The organism is Lentzea albidocapillata, from assembly GCF_000719115.1.
Classification (GTDB): Bacteria; Actinomycetota; Actinomycetes; order Mycobacteriales; family Pseudonocardiaceae; genus Lentzea; species Lentzea albidocapillata.
In genome coordinates, this window is record NZ_JOEA01000029.1 from 1 (window position 1) to 15838 (window position 15838).

General features: G+C 68.6%; 21 protein-coding genes and 1 pseudogene. 8 read left to right on the forward strand and 14 right to left on the reverse strand.

The genetic code is table 11. The features are described 5' to 3' along the window. Positions 1 to 428, reverse strand: a pseudogene (locus IG04_RS0137085) (sulfatase); the annotation flags it as partial. Between the two features lie 84 nt (positions 429 to 512). Here IG04_RS0137085 and IG04_RS0137090 point away from each other — a divergent pair. Then, entirely contained in the window at positions 513 to 1166 is a 654-nt protein-coding gene (locus IG04_RS0137090; protein WP_030481424.1) for a RibD family protein, read from the forward strand. Here the strand turns inward: IG04_RS0137090 and IG04_RS0137095 are convergent. After that, positions 1156 to 1557 (reverse strand): DoxX family protein, encoded by a 402-nt coding sequence (locus tag IG04_RS0137095; RefSeq protein WP_030481425.1) that lies wholly within the window; start codon positions 1555 to 1557, stop codon positions 1156 to 1158. The two genes, IG04_RS0137090 and IG04_RS0137095, sit on opposite strands and share 11 nt — an antisense overlap. Then, on the reverse strand, positions 1550 to 2284 hold the full coding sequence (locus IG04_RS0137100; protein ID WP_144065559.1) for a CDP-alcohol phosphatidyltransferase family protein: 735 nt from the start codon (positions 2282 to 2284) through the stop codon (positions 1550 to 1552). The genes IG04_RS0137095 and IG04_RS0137100 overlap by 8 nt, the downstream gene beginning before the upstream one ends. Before the next feature lie 41 nt (positions 2285 to 2325). Here IG04_RS0137100 and IG04_RS0137105 point away from each other — a divergent pair, with 41 nt between their 5' ends. Both IG04_RS0137105 and IG04_RS0137110 read left to right on the forward strand, forming a co-directional pair. Next, the gene (locus IG04_RS0137105) at positions 2326 to 3303 is read left to right on the forward strand and encodes a zinc-dependent alcohol dehydrogenase (protein ID WP_030481427.1); all 978 of its coding nucleotides are present in this window, start codon (positions 2326 to 2328) and stop codon (positions 3301 to 3303) included. Further along, positions 3290 to 3979 carry a creatininase family protein gene (locus IG04_RS0137110; RefSeq protein ID WP_036016679.1) on the forward strand — a complete coding sequence of 230 codons (690 nt, stop codon included), beginning with the start codon at positions 3290 to 3292 and terminating at the stop codon, positions 3977 to 3979. Before IG04_RS0137105 ends, IG04_RS0137110 begins: the two co-directional genes overlap by 14 nt. On the opposite strand, the gene IG04_RS0137115 is transcribed toward IG04_RS0137110, so the two are convergent. From IG04_RS0137115 to IG04_RS0137130, 4 genes are read right to left on the reverse strand one after another with little or no spacing between them, the layout of a single operon-like run. Beyond that, positions 3896 to 4855 (reverse strand): lysylphosphatidylglycerol synthase transmembrane domain-containing protein, encoded by a 960-nt coding sequence (locus IG04_RS0137115; protein ID WP_030481429.1) that lies wholly within the window; start codon positions 4853 to 4855, stop codon positions 3896 to 3898. The genes IG04_RS0137110 and IG04_RS0137115 overlap by 84 nt on opposite strands. Then, positions 4855 to 5634 (reverse strand): class I SAM-dependent methyltransferase, encoded by a 780-nt coding sequence (locus tag IG04_RS0137120; protein ID WP_030481430.1) that lies wholly within the window; start codon positions 5632 to 5634, stop codon positions 4855 to 4857. Before IG04_RS0137120 ends, IG04_RS0137115 begins: the two co-directional genes overlap by 1 nt. Further along, positions 5631 to 6626: a glycosyltransferase family 4 protein gene (locus IG04_RS0137125; protein ID WP_030481431.1), complete on the reverse strand. Its 996-nt coding sequence runs from the start codon at positions 6624 to 6626 to the stop codon at positions 5631 to 5633. Before IG04_RS0137125 ends, IG04_RS0137120 begins: the two co-directional genes overlap by 4 nt. Beyond that, complete coding sequence (locus IG04_RS0137130; protein ID WP_030481432.1) at positions 6580 to 6990, reverse strand: 6-pyruvoyl trahydropterin synthase family protein; 411 nt, start codon at positions 6988 to 6990, stop codon at positions 6580 to 6582. Before IG04_RS0137130 ends, IG04_RS0137125 begins: the two co-directional genes overlap by 47 nt. Positions 6991 to 7081: 91 nt before the next feature. On the opposite strand from IG04_RS0137130, the gene ribA reads away from it, so the two are divergent. Both ribA and IG04_RS0137140 read left to right on the forward strand, forming a co-directional pair. Next, positions 7082 to 7717, forward strand: coding sequence for a GTP cyclohydrolase II (gene ribA, locus IG04_RS0137135; RefSeq protein ID WP_030481433.1), 636 nt, complete (start codon positions 7082 to 7084; stop codon positions 7715 to 7717). 38 nt (positions 7718 to 7755) lie between these two features. After that, on the forward strand, positions 7756 to 8937 hold the full coding sequence (locus IG04_RS0137140) for an amidohydrolase family protein (protein ID WP_030481434.1): 1182 nt from the start codon (positions 7756 to 7758) through the stop codon (positions 8935 to 8937). On the opposite strand, the gene IG04_RS0137145 is transcribed toward IG04_RS0137140, so the two are convergent. From IG04_RS0137145 to IG04_RS0137155, 3 genes are read right to left on the reverse strand one after another with little or no spacing between them, the layout of a single operon-like run. Then, entirely contained in the window at positions 8895 to 9839 is a 945-nt protein-coding gene (locus tag IG04_RS0137145) for an NAD(P)-dependent alcohol dehydrogenase (protein WP_030481435.1), read from the reverse strand. The genes IG04_RS0137140 and IG04_RS0137145 overlap by 43 nt on opposite strands. Continuing rightward, positions 9836 to 10060: a helix-turn-helix transcriptional regulator gene (locus tag IG04_RS0137150; protein ID WP_030481436.1), complete on the reverse strand. Its 225-nt coding sequence runs from the start codon at positions 10058 to 10060 to the stop codon at positions 9836 to 9838. Before IG04_RS0137150 ends, IG04_RS0137145 begins: the two co-directional genes overlap by 4 nt. Further along, a complete protein-coding gene (locus tag IG04_RS0137155) occupies positions 10057 to 10479 on the reverse strand; it encodes a hypothetical protein (protein WP_030481437.1) in 423 nt (140 codons plus the stop codon). Before IG04_RS0137155 ends, IG04_RS0137150 begins: the two co-directional genes overlap by 4 nt. Positions 10480 to 10628: 149 nt before the next feature. Between IG04_RS0137155 and IG04_RS0137160 the strand changes: the two genes are divergently transcribed. After that, entirely contained in the window at positions 10629 to 11495 is an 867-nt protein-coding gene (locus IG04_RS0137160) for a serine hydrolase (protein ID WP_144065560.1), read from the forward strand. Here the strand turns inward: IG04_RS0137160 and IG04_RS0137165 are convergent. The 4 genes from IG04_RS0137165 to IG04_RS0137180 all read right to left on the reverse strand — a co-directional run bounded on the left by IG04_RS0137165 (position 11492) and on the right by IG04_RS0137180 (position 13903). After that, complete coding sequence (locus IG04_RS0137165; protein ID WP_030481439.1) at positions 11492 to 12163, reverse strand: SDR family oxidoreductase; 672 nt, start codon at positions 12161 to 12163, stop codon at positions 11492 to 11494. The two genes, IG04_RS0137160 and IG04_RS0137165, sit on opposite strands and share 4 nt — an antisense overlap. Positions 12164 to 12223: 60 nt before the next feature. Beyond that, on the reverse strand, positions 12224 to 12583 hold the full coding sequence (locus tag IG04_RS0137170) for a VOC family protein (protein WP_030481440.1): 360 nt from the start codon (positions 12581 to 12583) through the stop codon (positions 12224 to 12226). Beyond that, positions 12580 to 12927, reverse strand: coding sequence for an MmcQ/YjbR family DNA-binding protein (locus IG04_RS0137175; RefSeq protein WP_030481441.1), 348 nt, complete (start codon positions 12925 to 12927; stop codon positions 12580 to 12582). Before IG04_RS0137175 ends, IG04_RS0137170 begins: the two co-directional genes overlap by 4 nt. A gap of 85 nt (positions 12928 to 13012) precedes the next feature. After that, the gene (locus tag IG04_RS0137180) at positions 13013 to 13903 is read right to left on the reverse strand and encodes a DMT family transporter (RefSeq protein WP_211257883.1); all 891 of its coding nucleotides are present in this window, start codon (positions 13901 to 13903) and stop codon (positions 13013 to 13015) included. Between the two features lie 22 nt (positions 13904 to 13925). On the opposite strand from IG04_RS0137180, the gene IG04_RS0137185 reads away from it, so the two are divergent. Together IG04_RS0137185 and IG04_RS0137190 are read left to right on the forward strand one after the other, a co-directional pair. Then, complete coding sequence (locus tag IG04_RS0137185) at positions 13926 to 15320, forward strand: aminotransferase-like domain-containing protein (RefSeq protein ID WP_030481443.1); 1395 nt, start codon at positions 13926 to 13928, stop codon at positions 15318 to 15320. Between the two features lie 66 nt (positions 15321 to 15386). Further along, entirely contained in the window at positions 15387 to 15821 is a 435-nt protein-coding gene (locus IG04_RS0137190; protein WP_030481444.1) for a Fur family transcriptional regulator, read from the forward strand. The last annotated feature ends 17 nt before the right edge of the window (positions 15822 to 15838 follow it).

A 15838-nucleotide genomic window follows, 5' to 3' on the forward strand; every position in this document is an offset into this window, starting at 1 on the left:
CCGGCGGCGACAGAACCGAGGCGCTGCACCGAAACCGCCGCGACGAACACGATCCCGGCGACCAGCGCGACCACGAGGCCCACGGCGAGAACGGAGGCGAAGCGGCCGAACGTCACGTCCACGAAGTCGATGGCGGGCACCAGCAACGGCCAGTCCAGCACGAGGTCGAACGGCCGGTACAGCACCATGTCGAAGCCGATGTCCATGATCTTGACGACCGCGAACAGCCCCAGCGCGACACCGCCCGCGACGGCCGCGGGCTTGCGGAACCGGTCCGGCAGCAGCACCAGCACCAGCACGCCGGCGAGGCCTTCGAGCGGCACCCGCAGGAACGCCTCGAACGAGAACTTCTCCAAGTCGCTCGGTGCGATGAGCACGAACAACACGAACAGCCCCGCCAGGACCGTGACCGTCCGCCGCAGCAACATCCTCACCGAGAATCTCCTTTCCAGTCCCTATGAGGTAAACGCGGCACAGCCCGCGACAGGTTCAACTGAACTACTATCTGGTTCGTGACCCGCCCGCACGTTCTGCTCAGCGTCGCCGTCAGCCTCGACGGCCACATCGACGATCGCGGCACCGAGAGGTTTCCTCTTTCGAACGCCGAGGACTTCGACCACGTCGACCGGATGCGCGCGGAGTCGGATGCGATTCTGGCGGGAGCCGAGACGCTGCGCCGTGACAACGCGCGACTGCTCGTCTACAGCGACGAGCGACGTGCGCGGAGAATCGCGGACGGCAAGCCGGAGTTCCCGTTGCGCGTCACCGTCACCAGGAGCGGCGATCTGGATCCTGACCTGCGGTTCTGGCACTGCGGCGGCGCCAGCCTGGTGTACTCGCGCACTCCAGAGACCACGGTCAGGCACCTCACCGAGACGAAGACCTTCAGCGAATTCCCGGAGATTCTGGATGATCTCGGCGCGCGTGGCGTGAAAAAGCTCATGGTCGAAGGCGGCACGAGCATTCACACCGCGTTCCTCGAAGCCGGACTGGCCGACGAGATCCGCGTGGCGGTGGCACCGATGCTGATCGGCCAGGCGACGGCCCCGCGTTTCGTGAATCCCGCCGAATTCCCCGGTGGACCGGCCCGCCGATTCCACCTGGAGGACGTCACGAAAGTCGGGGACGTCGCGGTGCTCCGCTACTTCCCGAAAGTCACTTCCTGACGAGCTTGAACACTCCGAAGATCTGCTCTCGGCGGTAGACCGCGATCACCAGTGCCCACACCATGAAGATCAGCGGCATCTTCGCGTCGTCGAGACCACCGTTGGTGACCAGGGTGAGCTCGGTGAGCGCCGCGCCGGCCATGATGCCCGCGAGGCCCAGCGCGGCGAGGCCGCAGATGGGCGGGATGAGCAGGCCGATCGCGGTGGCGATCTCCAGCACACCGGTGAAGTAGCGGAACCACTGACCGAAGCCGATGTCGTCGAACTTGGCGACGAACGAGTCGGTGAACAGCGCGTAGCCGTTCATCACGAACTGCACGGCGAGCACGATCTGCAGGATCCAGACGACGATGTTGCCGATCTTCGCCGCGGTTGAGGTCTGCTCAGGCATGGCGGGATTCTCCCACCGAAACGGCCGCGTTGTTCCACAGCCAGAGCACATCGCGACCGAACGACCACACGAGCGATGCCAGCGCGAGACCAACGAGGACCCCCGCTGCCGGAAGCAGGCCGGACGCTGCCACGACGAGGAAGATCCCCTGGATCGCGGCCACGACCTTGCGGGCGTAGCTGGCGGGCAGCGGCGCGTTCATCCAGCGCAACCGCCAGGAAGCGGCGACGAACACGTACCGCATGAGTCCGATCGCGAGCACCCACGGACCCATGTGCACGGCCACGTACGCGCTCAGCACCAGGATCAGGAAGGCGTCGACCTCCATGTCGAACCGGGCGCCCAGCGCGGTCGAGGTGCCCGTGCGGCGAGCGACCTGACCGTCCACCCAGTCGAGTGACAGCGCGACGGCCGCCAGCGTCACGACCAGCGCGACCGGGACGTCCTGCCCGGCACGGTCGGCGACCAGGGCGGTCACCGCGCCGACCATCAGGCCGCGGGCCAGCGTGACGCGGTCAGCGGGCCCCAGGGCAGAGGTGCGGTGCCGTTGCATGCCGTAACCGAGGAACGCCCACGTGGCGAACCCGTAGGCGAGACCGGCGGCCCAGCCGAGCGGGCCGAGACCGGCGGTGGCACCGACCATGCCCAGCGCGAGGACCTGAAGCGCCGCCCAGATGGCAGGCTCCCGCAGGACGGGTGCGGTCCTGGTGTGCTGAAGTGTGATCATCAGGTGCCCCTAACGAACTTCGTGCGGCGGAGGTGTTGTGAGTGACACGTACGGCGAGTGCCTTTTGGCTCAACGAATCCGGAAACGGGGAAGTCCGGCAGGTCACACTGCCCGAACCCGGTCCGGGTGAGGTCGAGGTGCGCACGCTGTTCTCCGGCGTGAGCCGCGGCACGGAGACCCTCGTGTTCCGCGGTGGTGTGCCGGAGAACCAGTACGCGGTGATGAGGGCTCCCTTCCAGGAGGGCGACTTCCCGTGGCCGGTGAAGTACGGGTACCTCAACGTGGGCGTCGTCGAACACGGGCATCTGAGGGGGCGCACGGTGTTCTGTCTCTACCCACACCAGACTCGTTACGTGGTACCGGAAACCTCGGTCACGCTCGTGCCCGATGCGGTGCCGGCGGCCAGGGCGGTGCTGGCGGGCACCGTCGAGACCGCGGTCAACGCCGTGTGGGACGCGCGTCCGCTGATCGGCGACCGGATCGCGGTGGTCGGCGGCGGCATGGTCGGGTCGAGCATCGCGGCGGTGCTCGCCACGTTCCCCGGCGCCCGCGTGGAGCTCGTGGACGCCGATCCCGCCCGCGAGGCCGTCGCCAGGAAGCTCGGCGTCGGCTTCGCCTTGCCGGGCAATGCTCTCGACGGGTGCGATCTGGTCTTCCACGCGAGCGCGACCGAACCGGGCCTCACCACGGCTCTCGGCCTGCTCGCGCCGGAAGGCCGCGTGATCGAGCTGAGCTGGTACGGCGACAGGAAGATCTCCGTGCCGCTGGGCGAGTTCTTCCACTCGCGCAGGCTGACGATCCGCAGCAGCCAGGTCGGCACGGTCGGCCGTCCCGACCGCACCTACGCCGAACGCATGGCGGTCGCCCTCGACCTGCTGGCCGACGACAGGTTCGACGCGCTGATCACCGGCCACAGCGCGTTCGAGGAACTGCCCGACGTGATGCCCAGGCTGGCCGACGGCGGGATTCCGGCGCTGTGCCACCGGATTGACTACGGTCAGGCTCATGTTCCCGAGTGACACCACAGTCGACGTCCACGGTAAGAGCGTGGCCGTGCTCCCGGTCGGCAGCACCGAGCAGCACGGTCCGCACCTGCCGCTGGCCACGGACTCGGTGATCGCGTGGGCCATCGCGTCGGAGATCGCGGCGAGGTACCCGGTCCGGCTGCTGCCGCCCATCCAGTTCTCGTGCTCGCAGGAGCACGCCGACTGGCCGGGGACCGTCAGCATCTCCGCGCGCACGTTGATCTCAGTGGTCACGGACATCGCGGAGTCCCTGCGGCGCAACGGTGTCACGAACGTCGTGCTGGTCAACGGCCACGGCGGCAACTACGTGCTGTCGAACATCGTGCAGGAGGGCGAAGGCCTGGCACTGTTCCCCGGCCGGGACGACTGGGCGTTCGCGCGGGAGAAGGCCGGCATCGAGACCTCGGCGTACAGCGACATGCACGCGGGCGAGCTGGAGACGTCGATCCTGCTGCACGCGCACCCCGATCTGATCCGTCCCGGCTACGAAACCTCTGACCACCTGGCGGAGGACAGGCGGCACATGCTCACCCTGGGTCTGGCGCCGTACACGGAGTCCGGCGTCATCGGGCGTCCGTCCCTGGCGTCAGCGCGCAAGGGCGAGCTCCTGCTCGCGGGGCTGGCCGAGTCCTTCCGCCACTACCTCGACCTGTTCGGTCTTCCGGCGTGACAGGAACAGCACGACCGCGCCGGGCAGTGCGGCGATGAGCGCCAGCACGCCGTAGACGATGCCCGTGGTGAAGCCCTGCGCGGCGCCCAGACCGGCGGCACCGAACGCCACCGCGAGGAACGCCTCGCGCGGGCCGAACCCGCCGATGTTGACCGGGATCGCCATGATCAGCAGCGCCAGCACGACGACCGGTGCGAGCTGGGCGACCGTCGCGTCGGATCCGGCGGCGCGGGCGGCCACCAGGAACAGCGCGACGTAACCGGCGACCGTGGCGGCCGACAGCCCGATGACGGCGGGCCAGGTCCGCAACGACAGCAGCCTGATGCCGTCCGCGAGGGTGTTGACCAGCGCCTTTCGCACCGGCCGGATGTTCCAGCCGACAGCGACGAGAACGGCCAGACCGGCGAGGACCAGTGCGACGGTGGTGCCGTCCGGCGCGAGGTCGAGACCGGGCGCGGGGTGCGTGAGCAGCACCGCGAGCCCGATCCCGATGAGCACGATCTGGCCGGCGAAGCGCTCGAAGAACACGGCGCGCACGCCCCGTCCGACGTCGCCCGACTCACGGCCGTGGTTGACCGCGCGGTGCACGTCGCCGAGCACGCCCGCGGGCAGTACGGCGTTGACGAGCTGGGCGCGGTAGTAGTCGCTGACCGCGGTGCGCAGGGTCAGCGGCAGGCCGAGGCGGCGCGCGACGAGGACCCAGCGACCCGCGCTGAGCACCGTCGTCACGAGCCCGATCACCAGTGCGGCGGCGACGGAGAACGCATCGATCGCGCGCAGTCCGTCGAGGAACGCCCCGGTGCCCAGGCGCACGCCCAGAGCCACCAGGATGCCCAACGCCAGCACCAGGCGAAGCCACGGCCACAACTTCTTCATCACACAGCTCCCGGTAGTGCCAGCAGGTCGACGTGGTGGACCGTCACGGAGGCCGTTGACCTGCGGTGCAGGTACTCGGGGGCCTCGGCGGCGAGTGCGGGTTCCTGCTCCACCGCGGCGTCGACCCAGCCCTTCAGCCATTCCCGCTGCAGGGCGTCGCCATTCATGCGCCAGGGGCTCTGAGCCGTGCGAACCGAAGCGCCTGCTGCCACGAACGCCTCTTCGGCGACAGCCGGTGCATCAGGTCCGAGCAGACGGCGCCCGTCCACGACGCGACGCTGGTGAGCGTTGAACGCGTCCTGGAAGGCGACGTCGAGCGGCTCGGCCGGATCGATGTCGATCCGGCCTGCCACCGAGAGCGTGAACAGTGCGGGCACATGTGCTTCTACGCAGGCCAGCGCCAGAGCGTTCATCTCCTCGGCGGTGAGCAGGTCGAGCAGAGCGGAGCACGTGACCAGGTCGGCGCCCGCGATGTCGGCGGCTTTCAGGGACGTGAGGTCACCCTCACGCGTTTCGGCGGTGACGTTCTCCAGCTCGTTCATGCCGGCCTCCGCCAGCCCGAGCAGCCGGGGGTCGCGATCGTGCAGCACCCAGTGCTGTACGCCGCCGAGCCTCCCGGCGAGCCATCGTCCCATCGATCCTGTTCCACAACCGAGGTCACGGATCGTCAGGGGGTTTCGGTTCACCAGAGTTTCGCGGACCACGTCCGCGAGCTCCTCAGAGCGCGCGTCAGCGTCGGCGATTTCGCGCAGTGCCAGCCATTCCGGGGCGAAGGTCATGGCCGGAGCGTAGCCAGCACCCTCCGCAGGTCCTCTGTGGATTCGTCCCAAGTAGACAGAACAGCCCGTCGGGCGAGAGCCTTCGCACGCAGTTCGGCCCGGAAATCCTGATCTTCGAACCAGCGCGTCAGCGCAGCTTCCAATGCATATTCGTCCCCGACAGGAATGAGCAGACCGCCGTCACCGAGGGCGTCCGGGACCGCGCTCGCGATGACCGGCAGACCGTGCGCGAGCGCCTCGGTGACGACCATGCCGTAGGTCTCGGCGCGGGAGGCCAGCACGAAGAGGTCGGCGCTGGCGTACGCGCTGGTCAGAGCCTTGCCGGCAAGTGGTCCGGGAAAGCTGACCCGATCGTCTCCCGGGAGTTCGCGCAGGAACGGCCGATGCGGGCCCACGCACGTGAGCCGCCAGTCGCGTTCGATCCTCCGCAACGCTCTGACCAGCAGGTCGTGGCCTTTGCGGGGTGTGATGGACGCGACGCACAGCAGGTGGTGCACGCCGTCCGTGCCGTGCGCTCGCGGCGCCGGATCGGTACCTGGAACGACGACGTGGACGTGGTCGAGCCCGTGCCTGCGCTCGAGGTCGCGCGCGGCCGTCGGACTCGTCGCGATGACCGCCCTCGCGGCTCTCAGGACCTGACCTTCGCGGGCGTCGAGGGCACGTGCGGTGGCGGGGTCGAGGCCCGTCTCGTCGGCGAGCGGCAGGTGCACGAGGACAGCGATGTTCAGTCTTCGTGTGTGAGGAACGACGATTTCGGGTAGTCCACAGCTCACGAGGCCGTCGAGGAGCACGACGTCTCCGTGCGGGATCGCCGCAAGCGTTTGCTCCAACGCGGTGGCGTCGCTCGGACGCGGCCAGTCACCAGCGACGAGCAGACGGTTCAGGCCCGCGCTCACGCGCAGGTCGTAGATGTTGCCGCCGCTGGGACTGCCCGGATCCCCGACGTCAGCCGGAAGGACGAAGTGCACGTTCGTAGCCGGCCCACGCCACATGTGACTCGTGAAGTGTGACGGCGATCGCATCGATCCCGTGAGCGCCCTCACCCAGGGCACCCTCGGAGATCCTGTCCGCGAGCTGGTCCGCGATGTGTTTCGCGAGCCACTCCGTGGACGTGTTGATACCCGCGAACTGGGGTTCTTCGTCCAGGTTGCGGTAGTTGAAAGCGGCCAGGACCTTGTTCAGCTCCTGGGTCGCGAGTCCGATGTCGACGACGATGTTGTCCGAATCGAGTTCAGCCCGTTTGAACGTTGCGTCCACCAGAAACGTTGCTCCATGCAGACGTTGTGCCGGACCGAAGACCTCGCCGCGGAAACTGTGGGCGATCATCACGTGATCGCGGACGGTGATGCTGAACAGGGTGACCTCCGCTGTGCGGTCGGGTTACGGTGCGACTCCATCCGAGCGTAGCTGCACGTTCGGAAGGCGCCTGGCGACGAGGGGACCGGAGATGTTCGAGCAGGCCTTCAGTGACGAAGACGTGGCGGAATCCGATCTGGTGACACGGCGTGGCACCTTCCGCGCAGTCGCGTTCCGAGCGGACGGCCACGAGCACATGGCCCTGGTGTACGGCAAGACGAAGCTGCGCGAGAACGTCCTCGTGCGCATCCACTCCGAGTGCATGACCGGCGACATCTTCGCCGCGATGCGCTGCGAGTGCGGCGAGCAACTCGACGCCGCGCTGAACACGATCGTGCGCGAAGGCAGCGGGATCCTCGTCTACCTGCGTGGGCACGAAGGGCGCGGAATCGGTCTGGTGTCGAAGATCCGCACCCACGTGCTGCAGGACGAGGGACTGGACACGTTGGACTCGGCCACGTCGCTCGGCCTGCCCGTCGACGTCCGTGACTACTCCCCCGCGGCTCGCGTGCTCAAGCACCTGCGCGTGCAGTCCGTGCGGCTGATGTCCAACAACCCGGACAAGATCGCGGCGCTGGAGTCCCACGGGATCTCCGTGACCGCGCGCGTGCCGTCGCTGATGACGCCCAACGCGCACAACATCGCGTACCTGACGGCCAAGCGGGACCGGCTCGGTCACGACCTGCCTCAGGTCGAGGAGTTCACGACGCTGCCGCACGCCCGCTGACCATTGCTTTCCCAGCATGTGGCGCTCAGACTGGGCCGATGCTGGCGCTGCGGGCAGGGCGTGCGTTCGACGGTGAGCGGTCCATCGCGGGCCCCGTCACGGTCCTCGTCGAGGACGGGAAGATCAAGGCCGTCGAGCAGGGGCGTCCCGACGTCGCCGGTGCCGAGGTGGTCGACCTCGGCACCGCCACCGTCCTTCCCGGACTGATCGACACCCACGTCCACCTGTGCGCGGACAGCGAGAACGGCGCGCTGGACCGCCTGCCCGGCTTCACCTCCGAGCACCTCGACGCGGTGATCAGGGACAGCCTCGAGCGCCACCTCCGGGCAGGCGTCACCACCGTCCGCGATCTGGGTGACCGCGCGTGGGCCGTGGTGGAGCAGCGCGCGAAGCACCGGCAACGCATCCTCGCCTCCGGCCCGCCCATCACCAGCCCACGGGGTCACTGCTGGTCGATGGGTGGTGAAGCGTCCGGGGACGACGCGCTCCGCGAGGCCGTGCGCGCGAGAGCCGAACGCAACGTCGACGTCGTCAAGATCATGGCCAGCGGCGGGTTCGCCACCCCCGGCACGATCGTCGACGACTGCCAGTTCACCGAGCACGAACTGCGCGTGGTCGTCGAGGAGGCCCATTCGCTGGGCCTCCCGGTGACCGCGCACGCCCACAGCCTCAGAGCCGTCCAGCAGGCCGTGGCAGCCGGCGTGGACGGCATCGAGCACTGCACGTGCCTGTCCGGCGGGGCCATGGTCGTCCCCGCCGAACTGATGGACGCGCTGGCGAAGGCCGACGTCGCCGTCTGCCACACCCTCGGCGTCACCATGGAACCGCCTCCCCACATCCAGGAGGCGTTCGACCGCATGGGGATGAGCCTGGCCGCCAAGATCCACGCGACCGGGCGCATGTACGACCACGGCGTGCGCACGGTCTCCGGCACGGACGGGGGTATCGGCGCGGGCAAACCACACGGGATCACCGCCCACGCCCTGCAGAACATGATCGAGGCGGGCATCCCGAACACCGCCGTGCTGGCGAGCGCGACCAGTCAGGCCGCCAAGGCGTGCGGCGTGAGCAAGGGCGTGCTGAAACCCGGCTGGGATGCGGACATCATCGCCGTGCAAGGAGATCCCGTGCGGGACATCACGGCGTTGCACCACGTGACGACCGTGGTGATCGGAGGTCAGATCGTGACGACCGTCTTGCCGACGGACCGCCGCGAGTAGACGTGGTCCACCGCGTCGAGTGCCTCGGACAGCGGGAAGACCTTGCCCACGGCGGCTTTCACCGAGCCCGCCTCGATGAGCACACGCAGCTCGTCGAAGACGTCAGCGCGTTCGGTGGACATCAGCGGGACGAACTTCTTGGACGAGAACGGGTTCAGCAACAGCGAGCCCAGCGACTTCTGGAATCCGCCCGTGATCGAACCCCCGGTCTCCGCGCCGACCAGCACGATCCTGCCGCGCTCGTTCGTGGCTCCGCGCAACCTGGACAACGGCCTGGCGCCGCCGCAGTCCAGGATCAGGTCGTACGTGCCGGTGAAGTCCGCGACGGTGTAGTCGAAGACCTCGTCGGCACCCAGAGACCGCACCAGTTCGACCTTGCTGGTGCTGCACACACCGGTCACATGTGCGCCAAGAGCTTTCGCGATCTGGACCCCGTACGAGCCGACACCACCACCCGCGCCGAGCACCAGGACTCGTTGTCCCGCCTGGACTCCGCGCAACCCCTGCAGCGCCGTCCCGCCCGAGATCGGCACCGCGGCCGCCTCCGTGAACGAGATCCCCTCCGGCTTGCGCGCCAGCCGTGAGACCGGCGCGACCGCGTACTCGGCGAACGATCCCTCGCACGTGCCGAACACCTCGTCGCCGACCGCGAACCCGGTCACGCCGGGCCCGATCTCCTTCACCACACCGGCGACGTCCCGTCCGGGCACCGGCGACTTCGGCCCGCGGAACCCGAACCCGAGGAACCGCAGCAGGTACGGCTTGCCGGTGAGCAGGTGCCAGACGCCCATGTCGACGCCCGCCGCCCGCACCTCCAGCAGAACCTCGCCCTGCCCAGGCACAGGCACATCGAGGTCACCGAACACCGCCGATCCGTATCTTCGTTGCACTACAGCCTTCACAGCTCTTCCTCCTCCGGGTACTGGAACACTTCTTCGAGCGACACTCCGAACACGCGCGCGATCTTGAAGGCCACCTCCAGCGAGGGCGAGTACTTGCCCTGCTCGACGGCGATCAACGTCTGCCGCGTCACGCCGATGGCCGTGGCGAGATCGGCCTGCTTCATCTCGCCGTGCGCGAAACGCAACGCACGGATGGAGTTCGTGACTTTGGTGGGCTTCACAGCATTCCCCGCCGGTAGAACACGATCTTCGCCGCCGACCCGAGCACCGCGGACAGCACGAAGCACAGGTAGAGCACGTTGGCGATCCAGAAGTACGGCGCCTCCGCCATCGCCAGCGCCATGGCGGACACGCCACCGATGACGACGAACGACTGGCCGATGTGGTCACCGAACCGGCCGATCTCCCGGTCCCGCTCGTCGGCCTGCAGCCCGTCGTTGCGCGCGGTGATGCCGAACCAGATCCCGGACACGATGCCGGCGACGATCCCGAGCAGGATCGTCCACAGCAACGCGCCCACGTACGGTGCCTCGACCAGCGGACGTCCCGCCGCCCCGTTCAGGACGAGCAGGACATACACGGCATAACCAGCCACGGCGATGACCGCCAAGGCCCACGCCCGCTTCTCCTCGAACGCCATGGTCCCGCTCCTGATGTCAAAGAAACCTGACATCACCAAGGTAAAGCGAACCAGACACCATGTCAAACATCTTTGACTTAACCTTCTCGTGATCAACGCGTCCGTATGGCGGTCGACCGCTTCCGATCAGACCCATTAGCGTGCGGCGCATGCTCCGTCCGATCCTTGTTGCGTGCGCGCTCGCCCTCACGGCGTGTGGCCACGCAGTGACGGCGGAACCTCCCGCCGTCGCACGCACGCAGCCCCAGTCGCACACCCTCGCGGCAGCACCTCTCGTCGTGACGCCCGGGATCTGCCCACTGCCCGACAGCGGGTTCGAGTGCGACTTCCAGAAGCGGATCAAGGCCGCCCAGGACTACGCCGAGACCAGGCCGGGGACCACCGGTTTCGTGCTGCGCGACCGCAAGTCCGGCGCGATCTGGCGCAACGACCACTCCGGCGACATGACGTGGACCGCGTCGACGATCAAGCTCGCGATGGTCGTGAATCTGCTGGAACGCCACCGCGCCGGCAAGATCAAGCTCAGCGCCGAGGACCGCAGCCTGATGAGCGCGATGCTGCACACGTCTGACGACGACGCGGCCGACACGCTGTGGAAGCGCTACACGGGCGCGACGTTCAACGCGGCGTTCGACAAGTACGGAATGACCGAATTGGTGCCACAGAAGGGTTATTCGACCTCGTTCCCCTACTGGGGCTTCGAGAAGTGCACGGCCAACGACCTCGACCGCCTGATGAACCACATCCTCGACGCCGTGCCCGCGGACGACCGCGCGTACATCCTCGGGCAGATGCGTGAGGTCGGGCCCGTGCAGCAGTGGGGCGTCTGGGGCCCCGACTCCGGCGTCAAGAACGGCTGGTCGGAGGAGGACGGCGGCTGGGTGATGAACTCGGTCGGGTTCGTCGGCAAGGACGAGCGGTACACGCTCGCGATCATGAACAACCTCAAGGGCGAGGGCGCCTACGACGAGGGCCGCGCGACCGACACCGAGATCACGCGCATCCTGTTCCGCTAGCGCGGCATCGGTTCGAAGTGGAACGAGCGGATGAAGCAGTCCCGCGGCTGGTTCACCGCGAACAGCACGCAGTCGGCCACGGACCGCGCGGTGAGCATGCCGTCGCGCGCCGCGTCGTCGCTGTTGTCGAAGTCCGGCGGGTACAACGCGATCATGCGGATGCCTTCGGGGCGCAGCCGTTGCGACATGATCTCCGCGTACCGCCCCTGACCCGCCTTGGCCGCGTGGAACGCGGCGTGCGCGATGTGCGCGGGATCGCTGCGTGACTCGGCTTCCAGCGACACGAGCGTGACGACGTCCGGACGTTCGGAACGCCGCAGCAGGGGCAGGAAACTCTCGGTCATCAGCACCGTTCCCGCCGTGCCGGACAAGATCGTGCGCACGATCGCGTCGTCGTCCACCTGGGACTCCGCCAGGAACGCCGCGCCGTTGTTGACCAGCACGTCGACGTGGCCGAGCAGCTCGCCGGCCTGTGCGGCACAACGCCGGACCGACGCCGGATCCGTGAGATCGCACTGCACCGCGTGCGCATCGGTCAGCAGGTCGCGAGTGCGTTGCGCGGCAACGAGGTCACGGGCCGTCACGACGACCGTCGCCCCCTGCTCGGCGAACCGCCGCGCGATCGTGCGCCCGAAACCCCTGCCACCACCTGTGATCACCACGTTCATGACCGAGATGCTGCACCCTCGATCCCGGTGGAGGTCAAGCCGCGCGAACAGCGTGCGCCGTCAGCCCTGAACCGACTCCCACAGGCAGAGCACAGTGCCCTCGCTGTCCTTGACGTACTGCGAGAACCCGTAGTCGCCCACGCGTTCCTTGGCGTTGAGCACCGTGCCGCCCGCTTCCACGACCTTGCTCGCCACGGCGTCGATGGCCGGCACCTCGATGATCAGCACCGGTCCCTGCACGAACTCGGTCCGGGGTGAGATCCCGCCGTCCGCGTCGGCCACGTCGACCGGCTCCCCGTCCGTGTCGACGAGCACGTAGTCGAACGGCAACTGCTGCGCCGACCACCCGAAGACGTCGCGGTAGAACGCCGTCGCACGGCCGAGGTCGTCAGCGGGCAGCTCGAACTTGACCCTGCTCATCGCGCGAGGTCCGGAACCTGGGCGACGAGTTCCTCCGGCGCGGACAACCGCCAGGCCTCGTACACCAGTTCCCTCATCTCGTCGGCCTCGATGCCTTCGAGGTACACCACGACCCAGCCGAAGCCACCGGCCGTGAACTGCTCCTCGAACACCTCGGGCCGTTCGGCCACGAGAGCCCGCTGCTCGGACAGCGTCTGCTTCAGCCCGACCGTCTGCGTGCGCGGCCAGTAGTAGCCGAACACCTTGCCGCGCACGCGCAACGTGTCGTACTGCTGACCGGAAGACCGCTGCGCCTCGGCGAGCCCGTCCACGATCTTGAAGAGCTGGTTGTTCGATGTCGCCACTGCCGACCCCCAAAGCCGAAGGCGGAAAGTATAAATCCGGCCTTCAGGACGCGGGCGGGGTGAGCCTCCCCAGGTTTTCGGACGGTCAGCGCACCGGCTGGGCGGTTGCGACTGTCGTTGACGTGACACGGCTTCGTTGGGTCAGCACGACGCAGACGAGCACGACGGCCGCCGTGGCGAGGGCCGGCCAGCCGACCGGTTCGCTCAGGACGAGCGCCGACCACATGAGCGTCAGCACCGGCTGGGCCAGCTGGATCTGGCCGATCTTGGCCACACCGCCCGCGGCCAGGCCCGCGTACCAGGCGAAGAAGCCCAGGAACATCGAAATCAGTGACACGTAAGCGAAACTGAGCCACACGACGCTGTCGGCGCGCGAGAAGTCGGCTGTGTAGAAGGAGATCGGGATCGTCACCGGCAGCGAGACGACCAGCGCCCAGCAGACGGTCCTGGCGCCACCCAGTTCGCGGGAGAGCGCGCCTCCCTCGGCGTATCCCAGGCCGCACAGCACCACGGCGACCAGCAGGTAGCCGTCGGCCAGGCTCAGCGAGCCGGAGAAGCCGCCGCCGGTGGCCACGAACGCCAGCACCGCGAGCAGACCGGCACCGCTGGCGAGCCAGAACTTGACGGGTGGGCGTTCGGAGGCGCGCAGGACCGCCCAGATCGCCGTGGACATGGGCAGCACCGCGATCACGACGGCGCCGTGGGCCGAGGTCTGCGTAGTGAGGGCCAGGGACGTGAGGAGCGGGAAGCCGACCACGATGCCAAGGGCGACGATGAGCAGGCGGCGGACCTGCGTTACCGAAGGAAGAGGCGCTCGCGATAACGCGAGATAAGCGATCGCCAGGAGCCCGGCGACGAAGGCGCGGCCGAACGCGACGAACCACGCGTCCAGTCCCGCCACTGCCAGGCGGGTCGCGGGCAGCGAGAAGCTGAAACCCAGGACGCCGAGCGCGCCGAGTGTTACCCCCGCTGGCACGATAACGTTACTCTTGGCTCTCATGAACGAGGATAACGCAGCCGTCCGCGTTATCGAGCACCTGAGAGCAGCGGCACGGTCCGGTCGCGCCGGCGACCGCATGCCCTCGGTGCGCGAGCTGATGGCGCGGCACCGGGCGTCGCCCGCGACGGTCCAGCAGGCGATCCAGCGCGTGGCCGCCGAGGGGCTGGTCGAGGTGCGCCCCGGCCGCGGCAGCTACGTCGCCCCGCGGACGGCCGCGACGAGCCACGACCTGTCGTGGCAGGCCGTCGCGCTCGGCGAGGGCAGGCCCGGTGAGGACCTGGTGGCGAACCTCGTCGCGGTGCCGAAACCCGAGGCGATCCCGCTGACCAGCGGTTACCTCGATCCCGGCCTGCAGCCGACCGACGCGCTCGGCGCCGCGCTCAGCCGTGCCGCACGCCGCCCCGCCTCGTGGGGACGCGTCCCGGTGGAGGGCAAGGAAGAGCTGCGCGCGTGGTTCGCGAAGGAGGCCGGCGGCGAGCTCCGGGCCGGTGACATCACAGTGTGCGCGGGCGCTCAGGAAGCACTCGCGACGGTGTTCCGCGGGCTTGGCGAGCGCGGTGACGCCGTACTGGTCGAGTCCCCCACCTACCTCGGCGCGATCGCGGCGGCGCGCGACGCCGGGCTCAAGGTCGTTCCGGTGCCGGCGGACCAGGACGGCGTGCGGCCGGACCTGCTCCAAGCCGCCTTCGAACGCACGGGCGCGAAGGTCTTCTACTGCCAGCCGCTGCACGCGAACCCGCACGGCGCCGTGCTGTCCGACGAGCGGCGTGCCGAGGTCATGCGGATCGTTCGCGGCGTGGGCGCGTTCCTCGTCGAGGACGACTGGGCGCGCGGCTTCACCATCGACGGCACCGCGCCGCCGACGCTGGTCTCGCAGGACACCGACGGCCACGTCGTCTACGTCCGCTCGCTCACCAAGGTCGCCGCGCCCGGTCTGCGCGTCGCCGCGATCGGTGCCCGCGGCCCGGCGGGCACCAGGCTGAAGAACACCCGGTCCCGGCAGGACCTGTACGTCGCGGGGCCGCTGCAGGAGGCGGCGATCGACTTCGTGACCTCGCCTGTGTGGCGCCGGCATCTGCGCACGCTCCAGCAGTCCTTGAGGTCCAGGCGTGACGCTCTGACACGCGCACTCGGCGAGCACCTGCCGGAGTTGGAGCTCGCCAGGTCGTCCGGCGGGCTGCACCTGTGGGCGACGTTGCCGGACGGCGTCGACGACCTGGAGCTGACGACGGCCGCCGCCGCGCGTGACGTCGTGGTGTTCCCCGGCCGGCCGTGGTTCGCCGCTGAACCACCGGGCAGTTTTCTCCGTTTGACCTACGGCGGCGCACCCGAGCACGTACTCGCCGAGGGTGTCCGGCGGCTGGCCGACGCCATGTTCGCCGTGCGGCGGTGACCGCTTCAGGTGAATTGCATCGTTCATTAACTTGACTCACTCCAGAAAAGGCGGCATGGTGAGTCCGTGCCCACGGCTTCCGATTTCGAGCGCCTGTTGCGTGGAGCGTCGCTTCGGGTGACGGCCCCGCGGATAGCAGTGCTGTCCGCAGTGCACTCCCACCCGCACGCCGACACGGACTCGATCATCGGCGTCGTGCGTCAGAACCTCGGCGCGGTCTCTCACCAGGCCGTGTACGACGTGCTCCGCGCGCTGACCGGAGCCGGCCTGCTGCGGAAGATCGAGCCCCAGGGCTCGGTCGCCCGTTACGAGGCGCGCGTCGGGGACAACCACCACCACGTCGTCTGCAGATCCTGCGGTGCCATCGCCGACGTCGACTGCGCAGTCGGCCACGCGCCATGCCTGGACGCATCCGACGACCACGGCTTCGCCATCGACGAGGCCGAGGTCATCTACTGGGGCTCCTGCCCCGAGTGCACGACCGCCGCGAAAAGTTCCTGAACACCCGGAAGGATTCC